This is a genomic window from Streptomyces sp. NPDC086080, from assembly GCF_044540255.1.
Lineage (GTDB): Bacteria > Actinomycetota > Actinomycetes > Streptomycetales > Streptomycetaceae > Streptomyces.
The window spans coordinates 60,680-79,862 of record NZ_JBITRU010000022.1 but is presented as its reverse complement, the minus strand read 5'-3'; the positions used below and the strand labels follow the sequence as shown (position 1 = coordinate 79,862).

The window sequence follows — 19,183 nt, the reverse complement described above, 5'->3', positions numbered from 1 at the left end:
ACGCTACTCGACCGGCCGGGGTCGACGCGATTCGCCCTGGCGGCGGCCCTCGCGGAGACCTTCGCGGCGGCCCTCACGGCCGCCCCGCGCGACCCATGGGGCACGTCCTGAATCTCCTGGAAAACGCGTGTTCGGCGATGGCCGATTACCGGCCCACAGGAAGTCCCGCATCCCCGCATTCTCCTGGTGCGGTCACGGTCCGTTGCTTACGGTATTGAACGGGAGGTCGCGATCCGTGTACGCAGCGTGCCCGATTTCGCGCGTTCCCTTATCTGTCAGGCAACCCCTGCTGGTTGGGGGTGCGAGAGGAGAACCCATGTCGCTCGACGTCTCACCGGCCCTACTCGAACAGGCCGAGCGAGGCGAGGTCGACGAAGCAGATTTCGTCGACTGCGTCCGGACCTCCCTGCCCTATGCGTGGGAGATGATCAGCTCCCTGGTGGCCCAGCTGAAGGTGAACGGCGGACCCTTCGCCGACAACCAGACGCCCCCGCCGGACGAGCAGGCACGCGGTCAGTTGCTGCGCGTGCTCGCGAGTGACGCGATACGCGGCGCGCTGCAACGGCACTTCGGTGTGCGGCTGGCCTTCCAGAACTGCCACCGGGTGGCGGTGTTCCCGCTTGACTCCTCGGTCGACGAGACGCTGGCCCGCTTCACCTCGGTGCGCAACCAGTTGCTGAACCAGTCGCCGGAATTGCGCGACTGCTGACGCGCCATCGATTGCTTGCCGCTCCGTACGCGGGAGGTGCGGTTCGTACCGGGGCGGCAAGCCTCCATGGGACGACGGCCCGTCAGGGCCGGGCGAGTTGCGGGAGTACCTCGGCCCCGAGCCGCCGTACGTTCTCCTCCGTCGCCGCCAGATCGCCGGAACCCTCGACGAGCAGGGCGAAGCGGGAGATGCCGGTGCGCTCGCTGGTCGCGGCGAGCCGGTCGGCGCACAGTCGCGGGGTGCCCACCGGGTGCAGCCCGCAGAGCAGTTCGGTGTAGGCGAGCGGGTCGCGCATCTGCCGGGGCCTTCCGTCCACCGTGACATGGGCCTGAAGTCCCTGCCGCAGCCAGCCCGGCATCGCCTTCAGCAGCGTCTCCGCCGCGTCGGTGCGCCGGTCCGCGATCTGGCAGACGCCGGCCGAGACATGGGCCGCGCGGTGGATCTCCCCGGGCGTCCGGCCGCTCGCGCGCGCGTGGCGCCGCCACAGTGCGACCATCTCGGCCTTCTCCTCGTCCCCGATGTGCATGCCGAGCAGCATCGGCAGTCCGCGCTCGGCGGCCAGCCGTACGCTCGCCGGGGACGTGCACGCGAGCACCACCTCCGGGCCCTCGGTCTCGGTCAGGGACTCCGACGGGCGCGGCACGACGGGCACCTCGCGGAAGCGGTACCGCTCGCCGTCCGCCCCGACGGAGGGTTCGCGCAGCCAGCGCATGAGCAGATCGAGTGATTCCGGGAACCCCTTCTCGTACGCGCCGAGGCCGGCCCCGAACACCTCCAGGTCGACCCACGGCCCGCCGCGCCCGAGGCCCAGCGAGAACCGGCCGCCGCTGGCGATGTGCAGCAGCGCGGCCTGTTCGCCGAGGGCGACGGGGTGGACGGTGGGCAGCACACTGACCGCCGTACCGACCCGCAGCCGGCGGGTGCGGCCGAGCAGCAGAGCGGCCAGGGTGACCGCCGACGGGCAGGTGCCGTAGGGCACGAAGTGGTGCTCGGCCAGCCAGACCGTGTCGAGCCCCGCCTCCTCGGCCACCTCGGCCGAGCGGACCGCGCGGTGCAGCGCCTCCCCCTCGCCCTGCCCGGGGAACTGGGCGGCCAACACGAAACTTCCAACGCGCATTGCTTTTCCTGCTTCCTTGGCTCCGACGCGGAGCTCCCCCGCAGGGCATAACCGGCCGACACGTGCCGAGGACACGGCCGGGCGAGCAACTTTGCGGATTGTCTGCAGAATGAGGCGCTGCCGGGGTCGCCGCGTCGCCACGGAGGGGGCTTGTGACGATTGGTTCCGTACGCGTACCCCTGCCCGTGCCGCGTAGGCTGGACGCGGCCCCAGCTTCCCGTACAGCCCCGTGAGGTGTCCTGTGTCCCCGCGTCGCAACCGACCCAAGGGAGCAGCCGGTGCGTCGTCCGGCCGGAGCGCCGAGGACGACCGCTCCGGACGCTACGGCGGCTGGCAGTCCACGGAGAACTGGCAGGGCGAGGAGTGGAGCGTACGGCACGTGGCGGGGGCCAGCGCCCACGGCAAGGCCTACCGCTGCCCGGGCTGCGACCAGTTGATCCCGGACGGGGTGCCGCACGTGGTGGCCTGGCCGGAACACTCCGGCGTCGACGACCGTCGGCACTGGCACAAGGCGTGCTGGAACGCGAAGGACCGCCGCACCACGCGGGTGCGGCGGTCCCGTAACGCGCCGCGGTTCTGAACGCTCCCACCTCTCGTCTTGCGAGAGTGCCCCGGCCTTCGGGACTCTGCTGAGGAATGCGTGATTCGGGTGGTCAGGCCGTGAGCGTCAGGGTTTCGAGGCGGGAGGTGCGGGTGCCGCCGAGTGGGGTGCCGGTCAGCCATCGGTCGATGCGGATGAGGTTGAGTGCGGTGGCGGCGAAGACGTGGCCGAGGCGGGTGGTGGGTAGATCGCGGTAGCGGGTGCGGCGCAGGCCGGTGACACGGACGGCCTGGGAGATCGTGCCTTCGACTCCGGCCCGGATCGCGTAACGGTCCTTCCACTCGTCGGTCTCCTGGGCCTGGCGGACGGTTTCGAGGGCCTCGTATCGCTCACGCGGCAGGAAGGTGATGCCCCTGCCCCGGCGGCCGGAGGGGGCTTGGTGCACGATGTCTGTTTCGGGCAGGGGCGGCAGTACTCGGCGGGGAAGAACACCTTGAGGACCGGAGTGCCGTTGCGGTGGTGTTTCTGTTTCCACCACTCGAAACTTCGGTGTCCGCCTGGACAGATGGCGCTTTCGTTGTCCCATTCGATGGTGAAGTCGGCGCGGGAGAAGCCCTGATCCTCTCGGGACTGGCGGCTGCTGTCGTGCGGGGCCGGGCCGAGCAGTTCCATACCCTGCTTGGTCGCGGCCAGGAACAGGGCGGCAGTGGTGCAGCCGGCATCCACGACATGCACGTCCGGCAGCAACCCCCGTTCCGTGAGTGCCTGGTGGACCGGTTCGGTCATCTCCGTGTCAGCCACCACGGCATCGGTGGTGGCCACCTGCGTGATCACGTGCCGTGCATTCGGGTCACAGGTCTCGGTCAGGTGCGCCCTGTAACCGGTCCAGCCCGAGCCGCGTTTGATCCCGTCAAGGGCATCGGTGTCATAGGGCGAGCACAACCGGTGATGAACCGGCGGGAGATCCTTGCTCTCCCGCGGGCGCACCGGCCTCTCGTCGTGGTGGTACTGCTGGATCCAGGAGACCCGCAGGACCTGCACCGCCTCGATCTCGCGCAGCCAGTCGGGAGCCGCGGGAGCGTATACCGCCTCCAGCAGGAAGAACCCGTCCCCTCCGACCTGCTCAGACCACTGTTCACGAACCTCTTCGCCTTTGGGGAAGCGGTAGTCGTCCACGCGCGGCCCGTAGCGCTCGGCCCACTCGGCCGTGACCAGGCCGGACAGCCATGCCGGGGCCGCGACCGCCAGCGCTTCCAGTGCGGCCCGCAGCGTCTCGCCGACAGACTCCATCCTGTTCATTGTCCGCACCGCCGCCGGCACATGCGTGGAATCGGTCCGCTGCCAGCCGCCAGCCTTCAGCAGGCCCAGCCCGCGCAGGCGTTCCAACACCAGCTCCAGCGTCGCCTGTTCCAGTCCGTGCTCGATCAGACGGGAACGGAACAGGCTCAGCACGGAGGCTTCGAACCCGGGGTCGTCCACCTCAAGGCCGAGCATAAACTTCCAGTCAATCCGGGCCCGTACCTGGTCAGCGGCCTGCCGATCGGTCAGCCCCTCCGCGTACTGCAACACCGACACCAAAGTACGCCCCCGGCGGAACAGCCGGACGCCCCCGAGCAGCGAACGCCCCTGCGAACGGGGACCAACGACCCAGCCCTGTCCGAATCACGCATTCCTCAGCAGAGTCCTTCGGGCCGGGGGTGAATCGCATCTCAAGACTGCTCTGACCCCAGCTGTGGGCATGGGTCTGCACTGTCCACCCGGGCCCACAGTCGGCCGCGCTCAGTCCGGCCGGTTCTGCTGCGCGATGTATTCCTTGACCACCTGGAGTGGCGCACCGCCGCACGATCCCGCGAAGTACGAGGGCGACCAGAAGCGGCCGTGCATGACCGCTGGGTTGACCCGGCCGGTGAACTCCGCGCGCAGACGGCGGGACGAGACGCCCTTGAGGCTGTTCACCAGGCTGGCGAGCGCGACCTTCGGCGGGTAGTGCACGAGCAGATGGACGTGGGCGTCCTCGCCGTTGAACTCCTTCAGCTCCGCATCGAAGTCCTCGCAGACCTTGCGCATGACCTCTTCGCAGCGCGTCAGCATCTCGTCGTTCATGACTCCGCGCCGGTACTTTGTGACGAACACCAAGTGTGCTTGCAGGTTGTAGACGACTGTTCGGCCTCGGCGGATATCGGGGTTTGGTTCCCATCGTGGTGACATAGGCCAATGGTAGAGTGATCGTTGTGCAGCTTCGGTACAGCTTCCGCGTGTACCCGAGCGCCGGTCAGCGCAGTGCGTTGGCGAAGGCGTTCGGATGCGCGCGGATCGTCTTCAACCACGCGTTGCGCGTCCGCGAGGAGGCCCGCGTGGCGGGGCTGCCGTTCGTCACGTCGGCGGAGCTGTCCAAGCGCCTCACAGCCGCGAAGCAGACACCGGAACGCGCCTGGCTCGGCGAGGTGTCGGCGGTGATCCTTCAGCAGTCCCTGCGGGACCTGGATGCCGCGTACCGCAACTTTTTCGACGGCCTGAAGGGCAAGCGACCGCGCATGGGCGCGCCGCGCTTCAAGTCGAAGCGGGACAACCGGCAGTCGATCCGCTTCACCGCCAACGCGGCCTGGCGGATCACGCCGGGCGGGAAGCTGCGCCTGCCGAAGATCGGCGACCTGAAGGTGAAGTGGTCCCGCTCCCTGCCGTCTAACCCGACCACCGTGACCGTGGTCAAGGACGCGGCCGGCCGGTACTTCGCGTCGTTCGTCGTGGAGAGTGGCCCGCAAGAGGTGCTGCCGCAGACGACGCCCGAGATCGGCATCGACCTCGGTCTCGGGCACTTCGCCGTCCTCTCCGACGGGACGAAGATCGACTCCCCGCGCTTCCTGCGCCGGGCCGAAAAGCGCCTGAAGAAGGCGCAGCGCGCCCTCTCCCGCAAGGAGAAAGGCTCCAGCAACCGGAACAAGGCCCGGATCAAGGTCGCCCGCGCTCACGCGAAGGTGGCCGACGCGCGCCGCGAGTTCCACCACCAGCTCTCCACCCGGCTGATCCGCGAGAACCAAGCGGTCGCCGTGGAGGACCTGGCGGTGAAGGGACTCGCGCGTACACGCCTGGCCAAGTCCGTCCACGACGCCAGCTGGTCGGCGTTCGTGAGCATGCTGGAGTACAAGGCCGCCCGGTACGGGCGCACCTTCATCCGGATCGGCCGCTTCGAGCCCACCAGTCAGGTGTGCTCGCAGTGCGGCGTCAAGGACGGCCCGAAGCCGCTGAGCGTCCGCGTGTGGACGTGCAAGGCGTGCGGGACCGTCCTGGACCGGGACATCAACGCGGCGGTCAACGTCGCCAAGGCCGCCGGACTGGCGGTGTCAGCCTGTGGAGCGCAGGTAAGACCGGGACTCGTCCCGGCACCGCGCAGCGAAGCAGGACCCACCCGAAGCGACCCACACAGCCCGTGTGGGAGCAGGCGGGAATCCCGGGCCTGAAGGCCCGGGAGGATGTCAAACGTCCCGCTTCTCCAGCAGCGTGAAGGCGCCGCCGAGCGCGACCCCGGTGGCGACCAGCATGATCCACAGCGGGTCCCAGCCGGACGGTCCCGAATCGGTCAGGGAGTTGGCGTAGAACACGCTCATCTGGCTCGGGATGGAATACTCGAACAGCGCCTCCTGCACGTCCCGGAGCGATTCCGAGAACATGAACAGGGCGATCACCAGCGGGGCGAGCACCGCGCCGATCATGATGGTGATGGCGCCCGCCGAGTGCCGGATGACCGAACCGATCGCCAGCGACAGGGTGCCGAGCAGCGCCACGTAGAGCGAGATGCCGACCGTGCCCTTGAGCCACTCCTCGCCGGAGGGGTCCTTGGCGTTGTACTCCTCCAGCAGCGACACGTGCAGGAAGCCGATGGCCGTGGCGCACACCAGGGTCACCGCGAAGGCGAGCAGGAAGAACACCAGGGCCTTCGCCAGGAGCACCCGTCCGCGCGACGGACAGGCGACCATCGTGGTGCGGATCATGCCGGTGCCGTACTCGGAGGCCGTGGTCAGCACGCCCAGCGTGATGATGCACATGCCGCCGAGCAGCAGACCGAAGAAGCCGAGGGCGAGCGGGCTCTCCTCGCCCAGGTCCGGCTCGGAACCGGCGACCACGAAACCGGTCAGCAGACCGATGCCGACCACCAGCGCGATGAACACGCCCAGGGTCCACATCGTGGAGCGCACGGACTTGATCTTCGTCCACTCGGAGGCGAGCGCGTGCCCGAGGTGGGTGCGCACCACCGGGATCGGCGAGGTGTAGCCGGGCTGGTGCGGGCCGGGGGCGGGATACGGGGAACCGGGTGCCGCCTGCCATTCGGGTGCGGCGCTCTGCGGCATCGGGGGCGGGGGCGTGCTCATCGGGCGTCCTCGGGCTTGGTCAGGTCGGGGGCGGGGGCGGAGGAGGGTGCGGCGGCCGGAGCCGGACCCTGGGGCGCCTGCGGGGCGGGCTGCGCGTACGGATTGGGCACCGGGGCGCCCGGGGCCGCTCCGGGGGCGCCCGGAGCGCCGTAGGGGCCCGCGGGGGCCTGGCCCGGTGCGCCCTGCGGCGCCGGAGCCCCGAAGGGCTGCCCGCCCTGCTGCGGCGGCGGAGGCGCGTACCAGCCGGGCTGGCCCTGCCCCGGGACCGGCGGTGGGGGTCCCTCCCCTTCGAGCGCAGCCGAGAATGGGGGAGGCTGCGCGCCGGGAGGCAGCGGCTGCTGGAGCCCTTCCCTCTGGTCGGTGGTCGAGCGGTAGTCGACGGCGCCCTGCGTCATCCGCATGTACGCCTCCTCCAGCGAGGCCTGGTGCGGCGACAGTTCCCACAGCCGTACGTCGCTGTCGTGGGCGATGTCACTGATGCGCGGCAGCGGCAGTCCCGTCACCCGCAGTCCGCCGTCCTGCTCGGGCAGCACATGGCCGCCGGCCTCGGTGATCGCGGCGGACAGCTTCTCGCGCGCCTGCGGTTCGGAGTCCGGCGTGCGCACCCGCGCGAAGTCGGCGGAGTTGGCGGAGATGAAGTCCTTCACGCTCATGTCGGCCATCAGCTGTCCGCGGCCGATCACGATGAGGTGGTCGGCGGTCAGCGCCATCTCGCTCATCAAGTGCGAGGAGACGAAGACCGTACGTCCCTCCGAGGCGAGCGACTTCATCAGGTTGCGGACCCAGAGGATGCCCTCGGGGTCGAGACCGTTGACGGGTTCGTCGAACAGCAGCACCTGCGGGTCGCCGAGCAGCGCGGCGGCGATGCCGAGCCGCTGGCCCATGCCCAGGGAGAAGCCCTTCGACCGTCTGCCCGCCACGTCGTGCAGACCCACCACGCCCAGGACCTCGTCCACCCGCCGGGCCGGGATGCCCGACAGCTGGGCCAGGCTGAGCAGGTGGTTGCGGGCGCTCCGGCCGCCGTGCACCGCCTTGGCGTCCAGCAGCGCGCCGACCTGACGGGGGGCGTTGGGCAGCCTGCGGTACGGGTAGCCGCCGATGGTGACCTGACCCGCGGTGGGGTTGTCCAGGCCGAGGATCATCCGCATCGTCGTCGACTTGCCCGAGCCGTTCGGACCCAGGAAGCCGGTGACGGCACCCGGTCGCACCTGGAAGGAAAGGTTGTACACAGCGGTCTTGTCGCCGTACCGCTTGGTCAGGCCGACTGCCTCGATCATGCTCCGCACCCATCGAAAGGTTCAGGACAGCGGGGCACACGCCCCCGTAAGGGTTAGGAGGATATCGGGGCGCTGACGGTTCCGCCCAAGGCCGGGTAAAAACCGGCCCTGGACGCTCACTCACTGGGCGTCGCGCCTCTTCAGCAGCACGTAACCGCCGGCCAGGGCGGCGACCACCCACAGCGCCATGATGCCCAGGCCGCCCCAGGGGCCGTACGGGGTGTCGTCGTCGACGGGCGTGACCACCTGCATGATCTTGCTGCCGGCCTGGTCGGGCAGGAACCGGCCGACCTTCTTCGTGGCGTCGACGTTGCCGAGGATGTTGGAGATCAGGAAGAAGAACGGCATCAGGATGCCCAGCGACAGCATGGGGGAGCGCAGCATCACCGCGACACCCATCGAGAACAGCGCGATCAGCGTCATGTAGAGGCCGCCCCCGATCACCGCCCGCAGCACCCCGTCGTCGCCGATGGACGCCTTGTGCTCGCCGAGCATCGCCTGGCCCAGGAAGAAGGCGGCGAAGCTGGTGGCCATGCCGACGACGAGGGCGAGCGCCGTGGCCACCGCGAGCTTGCTGAACAGGAAGGTGCCGCGCTGCGGTACGGCCGCCAGAGAGGCCCGGATCATGCCGGTGCTGTACTCGTTCGACACCACCAGCACCCCGAACACGATCATCGCGAGCTGCCCGAGGCTCATCCCGGCGAAGCTGATGAAGGTCGGGTCGAAGGAGAGCCGGTCCCGCTCGCTCAACGAGTCGAACTCGCTCCGCGACAGGGCCGAGATCAGCATGCCGAGCGCGATGGTGACGACCACCGCGAGGGAGAGCGTCCACACCGTGGACGCCACCGACCGGATCTTGGTCCACTCCGACCGTACGACCTGCGTCACCGCCATGCTCAGCCCTTCTTCCAGCTCTCGCCCCACGGCTGCCGGGGAACGGGCGTGGTGGAGTGCGCGTGGTACTCCACCGACTCCGCGGTCAACCGCATGAACGCCTCCTCCAGGGAGGCCTGCTGCGGGCTCAGCTCGTGCAGCACGAGTCGGTGGGAGGCCGCCAGCTCCCCGATCTGCTCGGCCTTGGAGCCGTCCACCTGCAGCGCTCCGTCCCCACTCTCCTCAGCGGTGATCCCCGCCTCGTGCAGTACGTCCAGCAGGCGCTCGCGCTGCGGGCTGCGCACCCGGACGTAGGAGCGGGAGTTGCGCTCGATGAACTCGGCCATCGAGGTGTCCGCGAGCAGCCGGCCCTGCCCGATGACCACCAGATGGTCGGCGGTCAGCGCCATCTCGCTCATCAGATGGGAGGACACGAAGACCGTACGGCCCTGGGCGGCGAGCGACTGCATCAGCGTGCGGATCCAGTGGATGCCCTCCGGGTCGAGCCCGTTGACCGGCTCGTCGAACATCAGGATCCGCGGATCGCCGAGCAGCGCGGCCGCGATGCCGAGCCGCTGTCCCATGCCGAGCGAGAACCCCTTGGCCTTCTTCCGTGCCACCGCTGTCAGACCGACCGCGTCCAGCACCTCGTGCACCCGGCGCGGCGGGATGCCGTTGCTCTGCGCGAGGCACAGCAGGTGGTTGTAGGCGCTGCGGCCCGGGTGCGCGCCCTTCGCCTCCAGCAGGGCGCCGATGTACGTCAGCGGGTTCCTGAGCCGGTCGTAGTGCGTGCCGTCGATCCGCACGTCCCCCGAGGTCGGGTGGTCCAGGCCCAGGATCATCCGCATGGTGGTCGACTTGCCCGCGCCGTTCGGGCCGAGGAAGCCGGTGACGATGCCCGGCCTGACGGTGAAGGTCAGATCGTCGACCGCCAGCTTCTCGCCGTACCGCTTGGTCAGCCCCTCGAGCTCGATCATGCGGCCACGCTAGAACGGGACAAAGCCCCCTGCCACCGCAGTGGCAGAGGGCTTCACCGATGTCCTGTCGCCGTTACCGCGACTGCTGGGCCGGCACCCCGCGGGAGACCGGCTCCTCGTCGGCGGCCGGCGCGCCGGTCGCGGCCACCGCCGCGCCCGTGAGCGTCGCCAGCATCTCGCGCACGTTCGTCAGCTGGGCGTTGATGGAGTCACGGCGGTTGGTCAGCGCCGCGAGCTCACGCTCGGATTCCGAACGGATCCGGTCGGCCTTGGCGTTGGCGTCGGCCACGATGTCCTCGGCCTGGCGCTGCGCGGTCTCCACCGTCTGGCGGGCACGGCGCTCGGCGTCGGTACGCAGCTTCTCGGCCTCCAGGCGCAGCTGCTCCGCGCGGTGCTCGATCTCCGCCAGACGCTTCTCCGCCTTGGCCTGACGCGAGGCCAGGTCGCGCTCGGACTGCTCACGCCGCTTGGCGAGGTTCGTCTCGAAGTCGGCGGCGGCCTGCGCGGCCTTGGCGCGGGTCTCCTCGAAGAGGGCGTCCGCCTCCTCCCGCTTGGCCTGCGCGTCCTTCTGCGCCTCGGAGCGGAGCTGGGACGCCTCGCCCTGGGCCTTCTCGACGATCCGGACGCCCTCGTCCTCCGCCTTGGACTTGCGCTCGGCGGCGTACGACTCGGCGTCGTTGCGCACTTGCTGGGCGGCCGACTCGGCGAGTTCGCGGTGCTGCTCCGCCGCGCGCCGCGCCTCGTCGCGCAGGTCCTTCGCCTCTTCCTCGGCGAGGCGGAGGATCTTCTCCACGCGCGCGCCGAGACCCGCGTACGACGGCTCGGCGTCGGTGACCTGTGCCTGGGCGTTCTGGGTCTCGAGGTGGAGTTCTTCGATGCGCTTTTCCAGGGCGGCGATGCGGGAGAAGGCGCTGTCGCGATCAGAGGTGATCTTGGAGATGTACTCGTCCACCTGAGCGCGGTCGTACCCACGCCGCACGTGCTCGAAGCCGTAGGGGGAAGTGTCGCTCATGGGAGTCCTGTCGAATGAGACCGGTGAGGTGATAGGGGGAATCCTAGGGGCCGAAGCGCTGTGTCATCGCGCCGATGCACTTTTGATACGGAGAATGACACCCCTTTTGAGTGGCGCGCCGCCGGAAGGCTTGCCAAGGCCATGATCAAAGGTCCCACCGTACGAGGGATTTCGCCCGCTTCGCTAGCTATCGGACGACTTGCCACCCGTACGGGTAGCACCTGCCGTCGCCCCCGCCTTGACCCCGGCGTCCTTGCCGCCCGCCGGTGCCTCCAGGGACCCCAGCGCCTCCAGGACGTCCTGCACGCGGGAGATCTCCGCGTTGATGTCCTCGCGGCGCCGCACCAGCACCTCCAGCTCGCGCTTGCCCTCCTCGACCGTGGCCCGCGCCTCGCGGATCGCCTCGGCCTTCAGCTCCTCGGCCTCCCTCGCGAGCGTGGCCTTCTTCTGCTCCGCCTCCTTCAGCAGACCCTCGGCCTTCTTCACGGCGGCGATGCGCACCTTGCCGGCCTCGGAGTTGGCCTCGGAGACGATCTCCTTGGCCTTGGCCTCCGCCTTGGCGAGCTGCTCCTCGGCGGCCTTGATGAGCGCGTCACAGCGGTCGCCCGTGGACTTCATCGTCTCCGCGGCCTCACGGCGGGCCCGTGCGTGCAGCTCCTCGATCTCACGGGTGAGGCGGTCGCGCAGCTCCTCGGCCCGCTCCCTGATCTGCGTCGCGTCCCGGCGCGCGCCGACCAGCAGCTCGTCCGCGTCCTTACGGGCCTTCTCCACCCGCGCATTGCCCTCGACGGTCGCCTCGGACACCAGCCGCTCGGCCTCGCTGCGGGCCGCGCCGACCATCGAGTCGGCCTGCGACTCGGCCTCCGCCGTCGTCTTCTGCGCCTGCTGCTGCGCCTCGGCGAGCAGCTTGTCCGCCTCGGCCGCGGTCTCCGTGATGAGCGTGTCGACCTGCTCGGCCGCCTCGGAGCGCCGCTTGTTGGCCTCCCCGCGGGCCTCGTCCAGCGTCCGCTGGGCCTCCTCGCGCGCGCCGCTCACCATCCGCTCGGCGGCCGCCTCCGCGTCCGCCCCCATCTGCTCGGCGTCCCGGCGGATCCGCTCCGCGTGTCGCTGCGCCGACCCCACCGTCTCCGCTGCCTCGGCCCGCAGCCGCTCCGCGTCGCCGGTGGCGTCCGCGATCAGCTTCTCCGCCTTGGCGACCGACTCCGACCGCACCCGCTCGGCCTCGGCGACCGTCTCCGTGCGCAGCCGGTCCGTCTCGGCAAGGGTGTCCTCGGTGAGCCGCTCGGCCTCGGCGCTCGCCTCGCTGATGAGCGTGTCCGCCTGCGTCGCCGCGTCCGAACGGATCCGGTTGGCGTCCTCACGGGCGTCGGCCCGGGTGCGCGCGGCGGCCTGCTCGGCCTCGGCGACGGTGTCCGACGCCTCCGTGCGCATCCGCTGGGCGTGCTCGGAGACCTCCGAGCGGATCCGCTCGGCCTCCGTGATCGCCTCGGACACGGTGCGCTCGGCCAGCGACTTGGCGGCCTCCGTCTCCTCGTGCGCCTCGCGCCGCAGCCGGCCCGCGTCCTCGCTCGCCCGCTCCCGCTCCGCGTAGGCGTCGGCGCGGACCCGGTCCGCCTCCTCCTCCGCCTCACGACGGGTACGGTCCGCCGCGTGCTCGGCGGCGCTGCGCAGCCCGGTGATCTCCTCCTGCGCCTGCTCGTGCAGCCCCGCCACGGAGTCCCGTACCTGCTGGGCGTGCTGCTCGGCCGCCGACACCATCTCCGTGGCGCGCCGGTCCGCCTCCTCGACCAGACGTACGGCCTCGGCCTGGGCCTCCTCCACACGCGTCCGCGCGGCTGCCAGCAGCTCCTCGCTCTGCTCGCGGGCCCGCTCGCGCTCCTGGCCGGCCTCCTGGCGGGCCGCACCGAGAAGTTCCTCGGCCTCGCGGCGGCGCCGGGCCGCCTCCTCCTGCGCGGCGGCCAGCGTCTCGGACGCCTCCGTGCCGATCCGCTCGGCGGCGGCCTGCGCCTCCGCGCGCATCCGGTCGGCGCTGTCCTCCGCCTCCGACTTCAGCCGCTCCGCCTCCGCCGCGGCCTCCGACCGCAGCCGCACGGCGACGGACTCGCCCTCCGCGCGGGACGCCGACGCGTCCGCGGCGGCCTCGTCGCGCAGCCGCTCCGCCTCCGCCTGCGCCTGCTGCTGGAGCGTACGGATCCGCTCGGCGGCCTCGGAACGCAGCCGCTCGCCCTCCTCGGACGCCTCCCGGCGGATCCGGCCGGCCTCCTCGCGCGCCTCGCTCAGCCCCCGCTCGGCGGCGGCGAGCCGCTCCTCGGCCTCGGTGTGCAGCCGCGTCAGATCGTCGGCGGCCTCCGCACGGCGGGCCTCCACGGCCCGCTCGGTCTCCTCGCGCAGTTCGCGCGCGCCCCGCTCGGCCTCCTCCCGGAGGGCGTCCGCCTGCTCGACCGCCTCCGCGCGGTGCCGCTCGGCCTCCTTGCGGGTGCGCTCCAGCGTCTCCTCGGCCTGCCGGCGCAGCGTCGTGGCGCGCTCGATGGCCTCGGTGCGGACCTTCTCGCTGTCCGTCTGGGCGGTGGACCGCAGCTCGTCGGCGTCCGCCTTGGCCTTGGCGAGCAGTTCCTCGGCGGACCTCGCCGCCTCCTCGATCTGCGCCACGGCCTCCTTGCGGGCCTCCGCGCGGATCTTCTCGCCCTCGGCGACCGCGTCCGCGCGCAGCTGCTCGGCCTCGCCGCGCAGCCGGCGGGCCTCCTCCTGCAGCTCGACCGTCTTGGCGCGGTACTCCTTGGTGTCGTCCTTCGCCGCGCCCTTCAGCTCCTGGGCGATGTCGTGCGCCTCCGCGCGCAGCCGGTCCGCCTCGGCCTCGGCCTCCCGGCGGATCCGCTCGGCCTCCTCGGCCGCCGCCCTGGTGGTCCGCTTGGCCTCCTCGGACGCCTTGTTCAGCACGTCCTCGGCGGTCCTGGCCGCCTTCGACAGCTGGGTGGCGGACTCCTCGGCGGTGAGCGTGCGGGCCTTCTCCGCGGCCTCGGCGACGATCTTCTCGGCCTCCGCGCGGGCGTCCGCGACCAGCTGCTCGGCGTCCGCCTTGGTGGTCTCGGCCTCCTTGGTGGCCTCGCTGACCAGCCGCGCCACCTGCTCCTTGGCGGTCCGCGTACGGGTCTCGTTCGCGGACTCGGCGGAGCTGATCGCCTTGGCGGCGGCCTCCTTCGCCTCGGCGAGGACCTTCTCCGCCTCGGCGCGCGCCTCGCGCAGCGCGGCCTCGGCCTCCGTCATCCGCTGCTCGGCGGTCCTGGCGAGCTCCTGCGCCTCACGGCGCGCCGACTCCGACTCGGTGACCGTGGACGTCCGCAGCCGCTCGGCGTGGTCGGTGGCCTCCTGCGCCTGCGTCGACGCGGCGTTCAGCAGCCGCTCGGCGTCCGCGCGGGCGCGGCGCAGCAGCTGTTCGGCCTCCGCGCGGGCCGACTCGGCGTCGCTCTGCAGCCGCTGGCGGGCCTCGGAGGTCAGCCGCTCCGCCTCCGCGCGGGCGGCGGCCAGCGCCTGCTCCCGCTCCGCGCGGGTCTCCTCCATCAGCCGGCGGGCCTGCTCCTCGGTGCGGGCCCGCAACTGCTCCGCCCACGCCACGTTCTCGTTGACGTGCGACTCGACGGTCTGCCGGCGCTCCGCCAGCTCCTGGTCGAGCTGCTGGCGCCGGGTCACCGCCTCCTGGTGCAGCTCCGCCTGGAGCCGGGCCGCCTGCTCCGCGTGCTCCTGGAGGATCCGCTGGGTCTGCGACCGGGCCTGGCTCAGCTCCCGCTCGGCGTCCGCGCGGAGCTGGTCGGCCTGCATCTGCGCGTTGCGCAGCATCTGCTCGGCCTGATAGCCGATGTCACCGCCGTCGTAGGCGGGCCGGGACATGATGGTGCGCCGCGCCTCGTGCAGCTTGGCGCGCAGCACCTCGACCTGGTAGCCGAGGTCCTCGGCGTGCTGGATCGCCTTTTCCCGCTCGGTCTTCAGCCGCTTCATCTCGGCTTCGAACCGAGAGAGGTGGTCGACGTCAGCCGCCGGCTCTCGCTCCTGGCTCTCGTAGCCCCGCACTGCGCGGTCCCATCCGTCCCCTGGTCGCAAGTCTGGCCGAGCACCGTTCATCCGCCGAACGGGGCCCCCGGGGAATGGTGTCAGATCAACGGCGGAGCATGGGCTGCTGCCCCGCGCTCGCCCCCCGAAAACCGGACCCCGGCGCTCCCGTCGCCAAAGACGACGGGACGGTCACCACGGATCGAGCGGCGACCGGACCCAACCCTACCGGCCCATATGTACGTGGGTCAGTGCTCGGACGACTCAACAGGCGCCGAAGTGACCAGTTCTGTCAGTACGCCATGGCAGTCCTTGGGATGCAGGAAGGTGATCCGTGACCCCATGGAGCCGCGCCGGGGCTCTTCGTACAGAACGCGTACGCCCTTCTCCTTGATCCCGGCCGCCTCGGTGTCCACATCGGCCGTACCGAAAGCGATGTGGTGGACTCCCTCGCCGTTCTTCGCCAGCCACTTGGCGACGGTGGAGTCCTCCCGGGTCGGCTCGAGGAGCTGCAGGTAGGAGGCGCCGCCGTCGGAGGTCTCGTTGATCTTCAGCATGGCCTCGCGCACGCCCTGCTCCTCGTTGACCTCGGAGTGGAACACCTCGAAGCCGTAGGTGGCCCGGTAGAACTCCACGGTCCTGTCCAGGTCGAAGCAGGCGATCCCGATGTGGTCGATTCGCGTCAGCATGAACTCAGTGGAGCGCCCCGGGGGCGGTTACGCAACGTGCGCGCGATCACACCGAAAGGACGATGACGGGGTCCCCCGCACGTCAGTACATTCGAAGTAAACCCTCGTTCACTCCTCGGCTGTGCAGCCGGAAGGGGATGCAGCTCATGTCTTCCGCAACTTCCGCAACTTCCGCACCATCCGCGTCATCCGCAACGAACGGCACGACGTCCGTCATCGTCGCGGGCGCCCGCACCCCCATGGGGCGGCTGCTCGGCTCGCTGAAGTCCTTCTCCGGAGCCGACCTCGGCGGCTTCGCGATCAAGGCCGCCCTCGACCGTGCGGGGATCGGTGGCGACCAGGTCCAGTACGTGATCATGGGCCAGGTGCTCCAGGCCGGGGCGGGGCAGATCCCGGCCCGCCAGGCCGCCGTCAAGGCCGGCATCCCGATGAACGTCCCGGCGCTCACGGTCAACAAGGTGTGTCTCTCCGGCCTCGACGCCATCGCGCTCGCGGACCAGCTGATCCGCGCGGGCGAGTTCGACGTGATCGTCGCCGGCGGCCAGGAGTCCATGACCAACGCCCCGCACCTGCTCCCGAAGTCCCGTGAGGGCTTCAAGTACGGCGCGGTGCAGATGATCGACGTCATGGCGCACGACGGTCTGACCGACTCCTTCGAGAACATCGCCATGGGCGAGTCCACCGAGAAGCACAACACCCGCCTCGGCATCGCCCGCCCCGAGCAGGACGAGATCGCCGCGCTGTCCCACCAGCGGGCCGCCGCCGCGCAGAAGAACGGCGTCTACGAGGCCGAGATCACCCCGGTCGAGATCCCGCAGCGCAAGGGCGAGCCGGTCGTCTTCAGCAAGGACGAGGGCATCCGCGGCGACACCACCGCCGAGTCCCTCGGCAAGCTCCGCCCCGCCTTCGCCAAGGACGGCACCATCACCGCCGGCACCTCCTCGCAGATCTCGGACGGTGCGGCGGCCGTGGTCGTGATGAGCAAGGCCAAGGCGCAGGAACTGGGCCTGGAGTGGATCGCCGAGATCGGCGCCCACGGCAACGTCGCGGGCCCCGACAACTCGCTCCAGTCGCAGCCGTCCAACGCGATCCGGCACGCGCTGAAGAAGGAGGGCCTGGAGGTCTCGGACCTCGACCTCATCGAGATCAACGAGGCCTTCGCCGCGGTCGCCGTCCAGTCAATGAAGGACCTGGGCGTTTCCATCGAAAAGGTGAACGTCAACGGTGGCGCCATCGCCCTCGGTCACCCGATCGGCATGTCCGGCGCCCGGCTCGTGCTGCACCTCGCGCTGGAGCTCAAGCGGCGCGGCGGTGGCGTCGGCGCGGCGGCGCTGTGCGGTGGCGGCGGTCAGGGCGACGCGCTGATTGTGCGGGTACCGAAGGCCTGAGCCGGGCCTCTCCGCGGGTTTGCCGGTTTCCCTCTCGTGAACGGAGCTGTGATGCAGGACGTCTCCTCGCTGGTCGCCCAGGCCAGGGAAGGCCGGCCGCGGGCCGTGGCCCGGCTGATCTCCCTGGTGGAGGGGGCGTCCCCACAGCTCAGGGAGGTCATGGCGGCCCTGGCGCCGCTGACCGGGAACGCGTACGTGGTCGGCCTGACCGGCTCCCCGGGCGTCGGCAAGTCCACCTCGACCTCGGCCCTGGTGACCGCGTACCGCAAACAGGGCAAGCGGGTCGGCGTCCTGGCCGTCGACCCGTCCTCCCCCTTCTCCGGCGGAGCCCTGCTCGGTGACCGCGTCCGCATGTCGGAGCACGCGTCCGACCCGGGCGTCTACATCCGCTCGATGGCCACCCGCGGCCATCTGGGCGGCCTCGCGTGGTCGGCCCCGCAGGCCATCCGCGTCCTGGACGCGGCGGGCTGCGACGTGATCCTGGTGGAGACGGTGGGCGTCGGCCAGTCGGAGGTGGAGATCGCCTCCCAGGCCGACACCTCGGTGGTCCTGCTGGCCCCCGGCATGGGGGACGGCATCCAGGCGGCGAAGGCCGGAATCCTGGAGATCGGCGACGTCTACGTCGTCAACAAGGCCGACCGCGACGGAGCCGACGCCACCGCCCGCGAGCTGAACCACATGCTCGGCCTCGGCGAATCCCGCGCCCCCGGCGACTGGCGCCCTCCGATCGTCAAGACGGTCGCCTCCCGTCAGGAGGGGGTCGACGAGGTGGTCGAGGCGCTGGAGAAGCACCGCGCCTGGATGGAGGAGCGGGGCGTCCTCACCGAACGCCGCCTGGCCCGCGCCTCCCGCGAGGTCGAGACCATCGCCGTCACCGCCCTGCGCGAACGCATCGGCGACCTCCACGGCGACCGCCGCCTGGGCGCGCTCGCGGAGCGCATCCTCGCCGGCGAGCTGGACCCGTACCGGGCGGCGGACGAACTGGTGACGGGGCTGACGCGGGGCTGACACCAGGCTCGCCGCAGTCGGTCAGAGGTCGTCGGGCAGCAGCCTGAAGGCGGGTTCTCCGGTGAGCGGCCGCATCATGCGGAAGCTTCCCGGTGAGCGGCGTGGGAGGGGCCCTCGGAGCGAACAGCCGGTACGGGGCATTCGTACCGGCGATCACGACCGGGAGGTCAGCTGTCGTTCTCCTCGGCCGTCACGTCGCCCATACCGCGCAGCGTCGCCCCGATCTCGTTGTCGTCGAGCACCGGACCGCCCAGGTCAGGGATGTCGGCCGTCGTGCGGTCCAGGACGCGTGCTCTCTGCTGATCGAACTCCCCGAACGGGACCTCGGCGCCGTCGCTCATCCCTCGAGTATGCCTCCGTTCCGCACCACGGCCGGTCCAAAGACGCGGGGTACGTGGAGCGCCGGGCGACGGCGCCGAGCCGGTGGCCGGCTGCTTCGCACTCAGTCGTCGTCGGAGTCGTCCCGGTCGGCGGTGACCTTGCCGTTGGTCAGGTTCACCCGCCAGTCCCGGTCGTCGTCCCCGCCGGAGGCGCGGGTCTCGGCCTCCCAGTGCCGGTCGCCGTCGTCGTCCAGTTCCACCGATGTCACGACTCCCTTGGTGGCCGCCGCCTTCGCGGCCTGTTCGGCGGTCACCGAGGCCCCCTTCAGCGCGGCACGCACCTCGGCGGCGTCGTCCTCGTCGTCCTCCTCGGCGCCGAGGACCTTGCCCGTGGCCGGGTCGATCCGCACGCTGTGCCAGTTGTCGCCGTTCCGGAGGACGTCGACCTCCCAGGCCCCGTCGTCCAGCTCGGCGGAGACGGCCGTACCCGGGGTGTGCTTCAGCGCGGCGGCGATGGCGTCGGCGGCGGTCACGTCACCGGAGACGGGACGGTCGTCGCGGTCGTCGTCGCGACCGTCGTTGTCACGGTCGTCCCGGTCGTCACCGTGCTCGTCGTCGTCCCGCCCGCGATCGTCCCGGTCGTCGCCACGCCCGTCGTCGTCCCCCGCCCGCTGCTCCGTCTGCGCCACCGGCGCCGCCGACCCGTCGTCGTCCCCCGAGACCGCGATGGCCGTCGCCGTACCCCCGCCGACCAGAGCCGCTGCCGTGACGACGGCGATCACGATGTTGCGCTTCATGTGGGTTCCTCCCCGTTCAGTCGCTTTTCGACGTCCTCAATGTCGCCGACCGAAGCTGAGGGGA

General features: G+C 71.0%; 17 protein-coding genes and 1 pseudogene. 5 read left to right on the top strand and 13 right to left on the bottom strand.

All coding sequences use genetic code 11. The features are described from left to right. Window positions 1-316: 316 nt before the first annotated feature. Entirely contained in the window at window positions 317-709 is a 393-nt protein-coding gene (locus ACIF9R_RS24410; RefSeq protein WP_399983770.1) for an SCO5389 family protein, read from the top strand. An 82-nt stretch (window positions 710-791) separates the two neighbouring features. Here the strand turns inward: ACIF9R_RS24410 and ACIF9R_RS24405 are convergent, their stop codons facing one another. Then, entirely contained in the window at window positions 792-1,826 is a 1,035-nt protein-coding gene (locus tag ACIF9R_RS24405) for an LLM class flavin-dependent oxidoreductase (RefSeq protein WP_399983768.1), read from the bottom strand. 241 nt (window positions 1,827-2,067) lie between these two features. Here ACIF9R_RS24405 and ACIF9R_RS24400 point away from each other — a divergent pair, with 241 nt between their 5' ends. Further along, a complete protein-coding gene (locus tag ACIF9R_RS24400; protein ID WP_399983766.1) occupies window positions 2,068-2,406 on the top strand; it encodes an ATP/GTP-binding protein in 339 nt (112 codons plus the stop codon). A gap of 73 nt (window positions 2,407-2,479) precedes the next feature. Here ACIF9R_RS24400 and ACIF9R_RS24395 read toward each other — a convergent pair whose 3' ends face one another. The 3 genes and pseudogenes from ACIF9R_RS24395 to tnpA form a co-directional block, all read right to left on the bottom strand. Continuing rightward, entirely contained in the window at window positions 2,480-2,953 is a 474-nt protein-coding gene (locus tag ACIF9R_RS24395; RefSeq protein ID WP_399983961.1) for a transposase, read from the bottom strand. Window positions 2,954-3,783: 830 nt separating this feature from the next. After that, window positions 3,784-3,936: pseudogene (locus tag ACIF9R_RS24390) on the bottom strand (transposase); the annotation flags it as partial. Between the two features lie 210 nt (window positions 3,937-4,146). Next, window positions 4,147-4,575: an IS200/IS605 family transposase gene (gene tnpA / locus ACIF9R_RS24385; RefSeq protein WP_399983764.1), complete on the bottom strand. Its 429-nt coding sequence runs from the start codon at window positions 4,573-4,575 to the stop codon at window positions 4,147-4,149. Between the two features lie 23 nt (window positions 4,576-4,598). On the opposite strand from tnpA, the gene ACIF9R_RS24380 reads away from it, so the two are divergent. Next, entirely contained in the window at window positions 4,599-5,825 is a 1,227-nt protein-coding gene (locus ACIF9R_RS24380; protein ID WP_399983762.1) for an RNA-guided endonuclease InsQ/TnpB family protein, read from the top strand. A 15-nt stretch (window positions 5,826-5,840) separates the two neighbouring features. Here ACIF9R_RS24380 and ACIF9R_RS24375 read toward each other — a convergent pair whose 3' ends face one another. From ACIF9R_RS24375 to mce, 7 genes are all read right to left on the bottom strand, one after another. Further along, complete coding sequence (locus tag ACIF9R_RS24375; RefSeq protein ID WP_399983760.1) at window positions 5,841-6,734, bottom strand: ABC transporter permease subunit; 894 nt, start codon at window positions 6,732-6,734, stop codon at window positions 5,841-5,843. Further along, window positions 6,731-8,011 (bottom strand): ABC transporter ATP-binding protein, encoded by a 1,281-nt coding sequence (locus ACIF9R_RS24370; protein ID WP_399983758.1) that lies wholly within the window; start codon window positions 8,009-8,011, stop codon window positions 6,731-6,733. Before ACIF9R_RS24370 ends, ACIF9R_RS24375 begins: the two co-directional genes overlap by 4 nt. Window positions 8,012-8,131: 120 nt before the next feature. Then, window positions 8,132-8,905, bottom strand: a complete 774-nt coding sequence (locus tag ACIF9R_RS24365) for an ABC transporter permease (protein WP_399983755.1) — start codon at window positions 8,903-8,905, stop codon at window positions 8,132-8,134. Window positions 8,906-8,907: 2 nt separating this feature from the next. After that, complete coding sequence (locus ACIF9R_RS24360; protein WP_399983753.1) at window positions 8,908-9,861, bottom strand: ABC transporter ATP-binding protein; 954 nt, start codon at window positions 9,859-9,861, stop codon at window positions 8,908-8,910. Window positions 9,862-9,934: 73 nt separating this feature from the next. Continuing rightward, on the bottom strand, window positions 9,935-10,873 hold the full coding sequence (locus ACIF9R_RS24355) for a cellulose-binding protein (RefSeq protein WP_399983751.1): 939 nt from the start codon (window positions 10,871-10,873) through the stop codon (window positions 9,935-9,937). 183 nt (window positions 10,874-11,056) lie between these two features. Further along, the gene (gene scy, locus ACIF9R_RS24350; protein WP_399983749.1) at window positions 11,057-14,938 is read right to left on the bottom strand and encodes a polarized growth protein Scy; all 3,882 of its coding nucleotides are present in this window, start codon (window positions 14,936-14,938) and stop codon (window positions 11,057-11,059) included. 227 nt (window positions 14,939-15,165) lie between these two features. Continuing rightward, a complete protein-coding gene (gene mce, locus ACIF9R_RS24345; RefSeq protein WP_399983747.1) occupies window positions 15,166-15,606 on the bottom strand; it encodes a methylmalonyl-CoA epimerase in 441 nt (146 codons plus the stop codon). A gap of 146 nt (window positions 15,607-15,752) precedes the next feature. Between mce and ACIF9R_RS24340 the strand changes: the two genes are divergently transcribed. Continuing rightward, a complete protein-coding gene (locus ACIF9R_RS24340; RefSeq protein WP_399983744.1) occupies window positions 15,753-16,994 on the top strand; it encodes an acetyl-CoA C-acetyltransferase in 1,242 nt (413 codons plus the stop codon). Window positions 16,995-17,045: 51 nt separating this feature from the next. Beyond that, on the top strand, window positions 17,046-18,002 hold the full coding sequence (gene meaB, locus ACIF9R_RS24335) for a methylmalonyl Co-A mutase-associated GTPase MeaB (protein ID WP_399983741.1): 957 nt from the start codon (window positions 17,046-17,048) through the stop codon (window positions 18,000-18,002). A 167-nt stretch (window positions 18,003-18,169) separates the two neighbouring features. On the opposite strand, the gene ACIF9R_RS24330 is transcribed toward meaB, so the two are convergent. Both ACIF9R_RS24330 and ACIF9R_RS24325 read right to left on the bottom strand, forming a co-directional pair. Next, on the bottom strand, window positions 18,170-18,343 hold the full coding sequence (locus ACIF9R_RS24330; protein WP_399983738.1) for a hypothetical protein: 174 nt from the start codon (window positions 18,341-18,343) through the stop codon (window positions 18,170-18,172). Between the two features lie 101 nt (window positions 18,344-18,444). Beyond that, window positions 18,445-19,119: a PepSY domain-containing protein gene (locus ACIF9R_RS24325; RefSeq protein ID WP_399983735.1), complete on the bottom strand. Its 675-nt coding sequence runs from the start codon at window positions 19,117-19,119 to the stop codon at window positions 18,445-18,447. Window positions 19,120-19,183 lie beyond the last annotated feature (64 nt).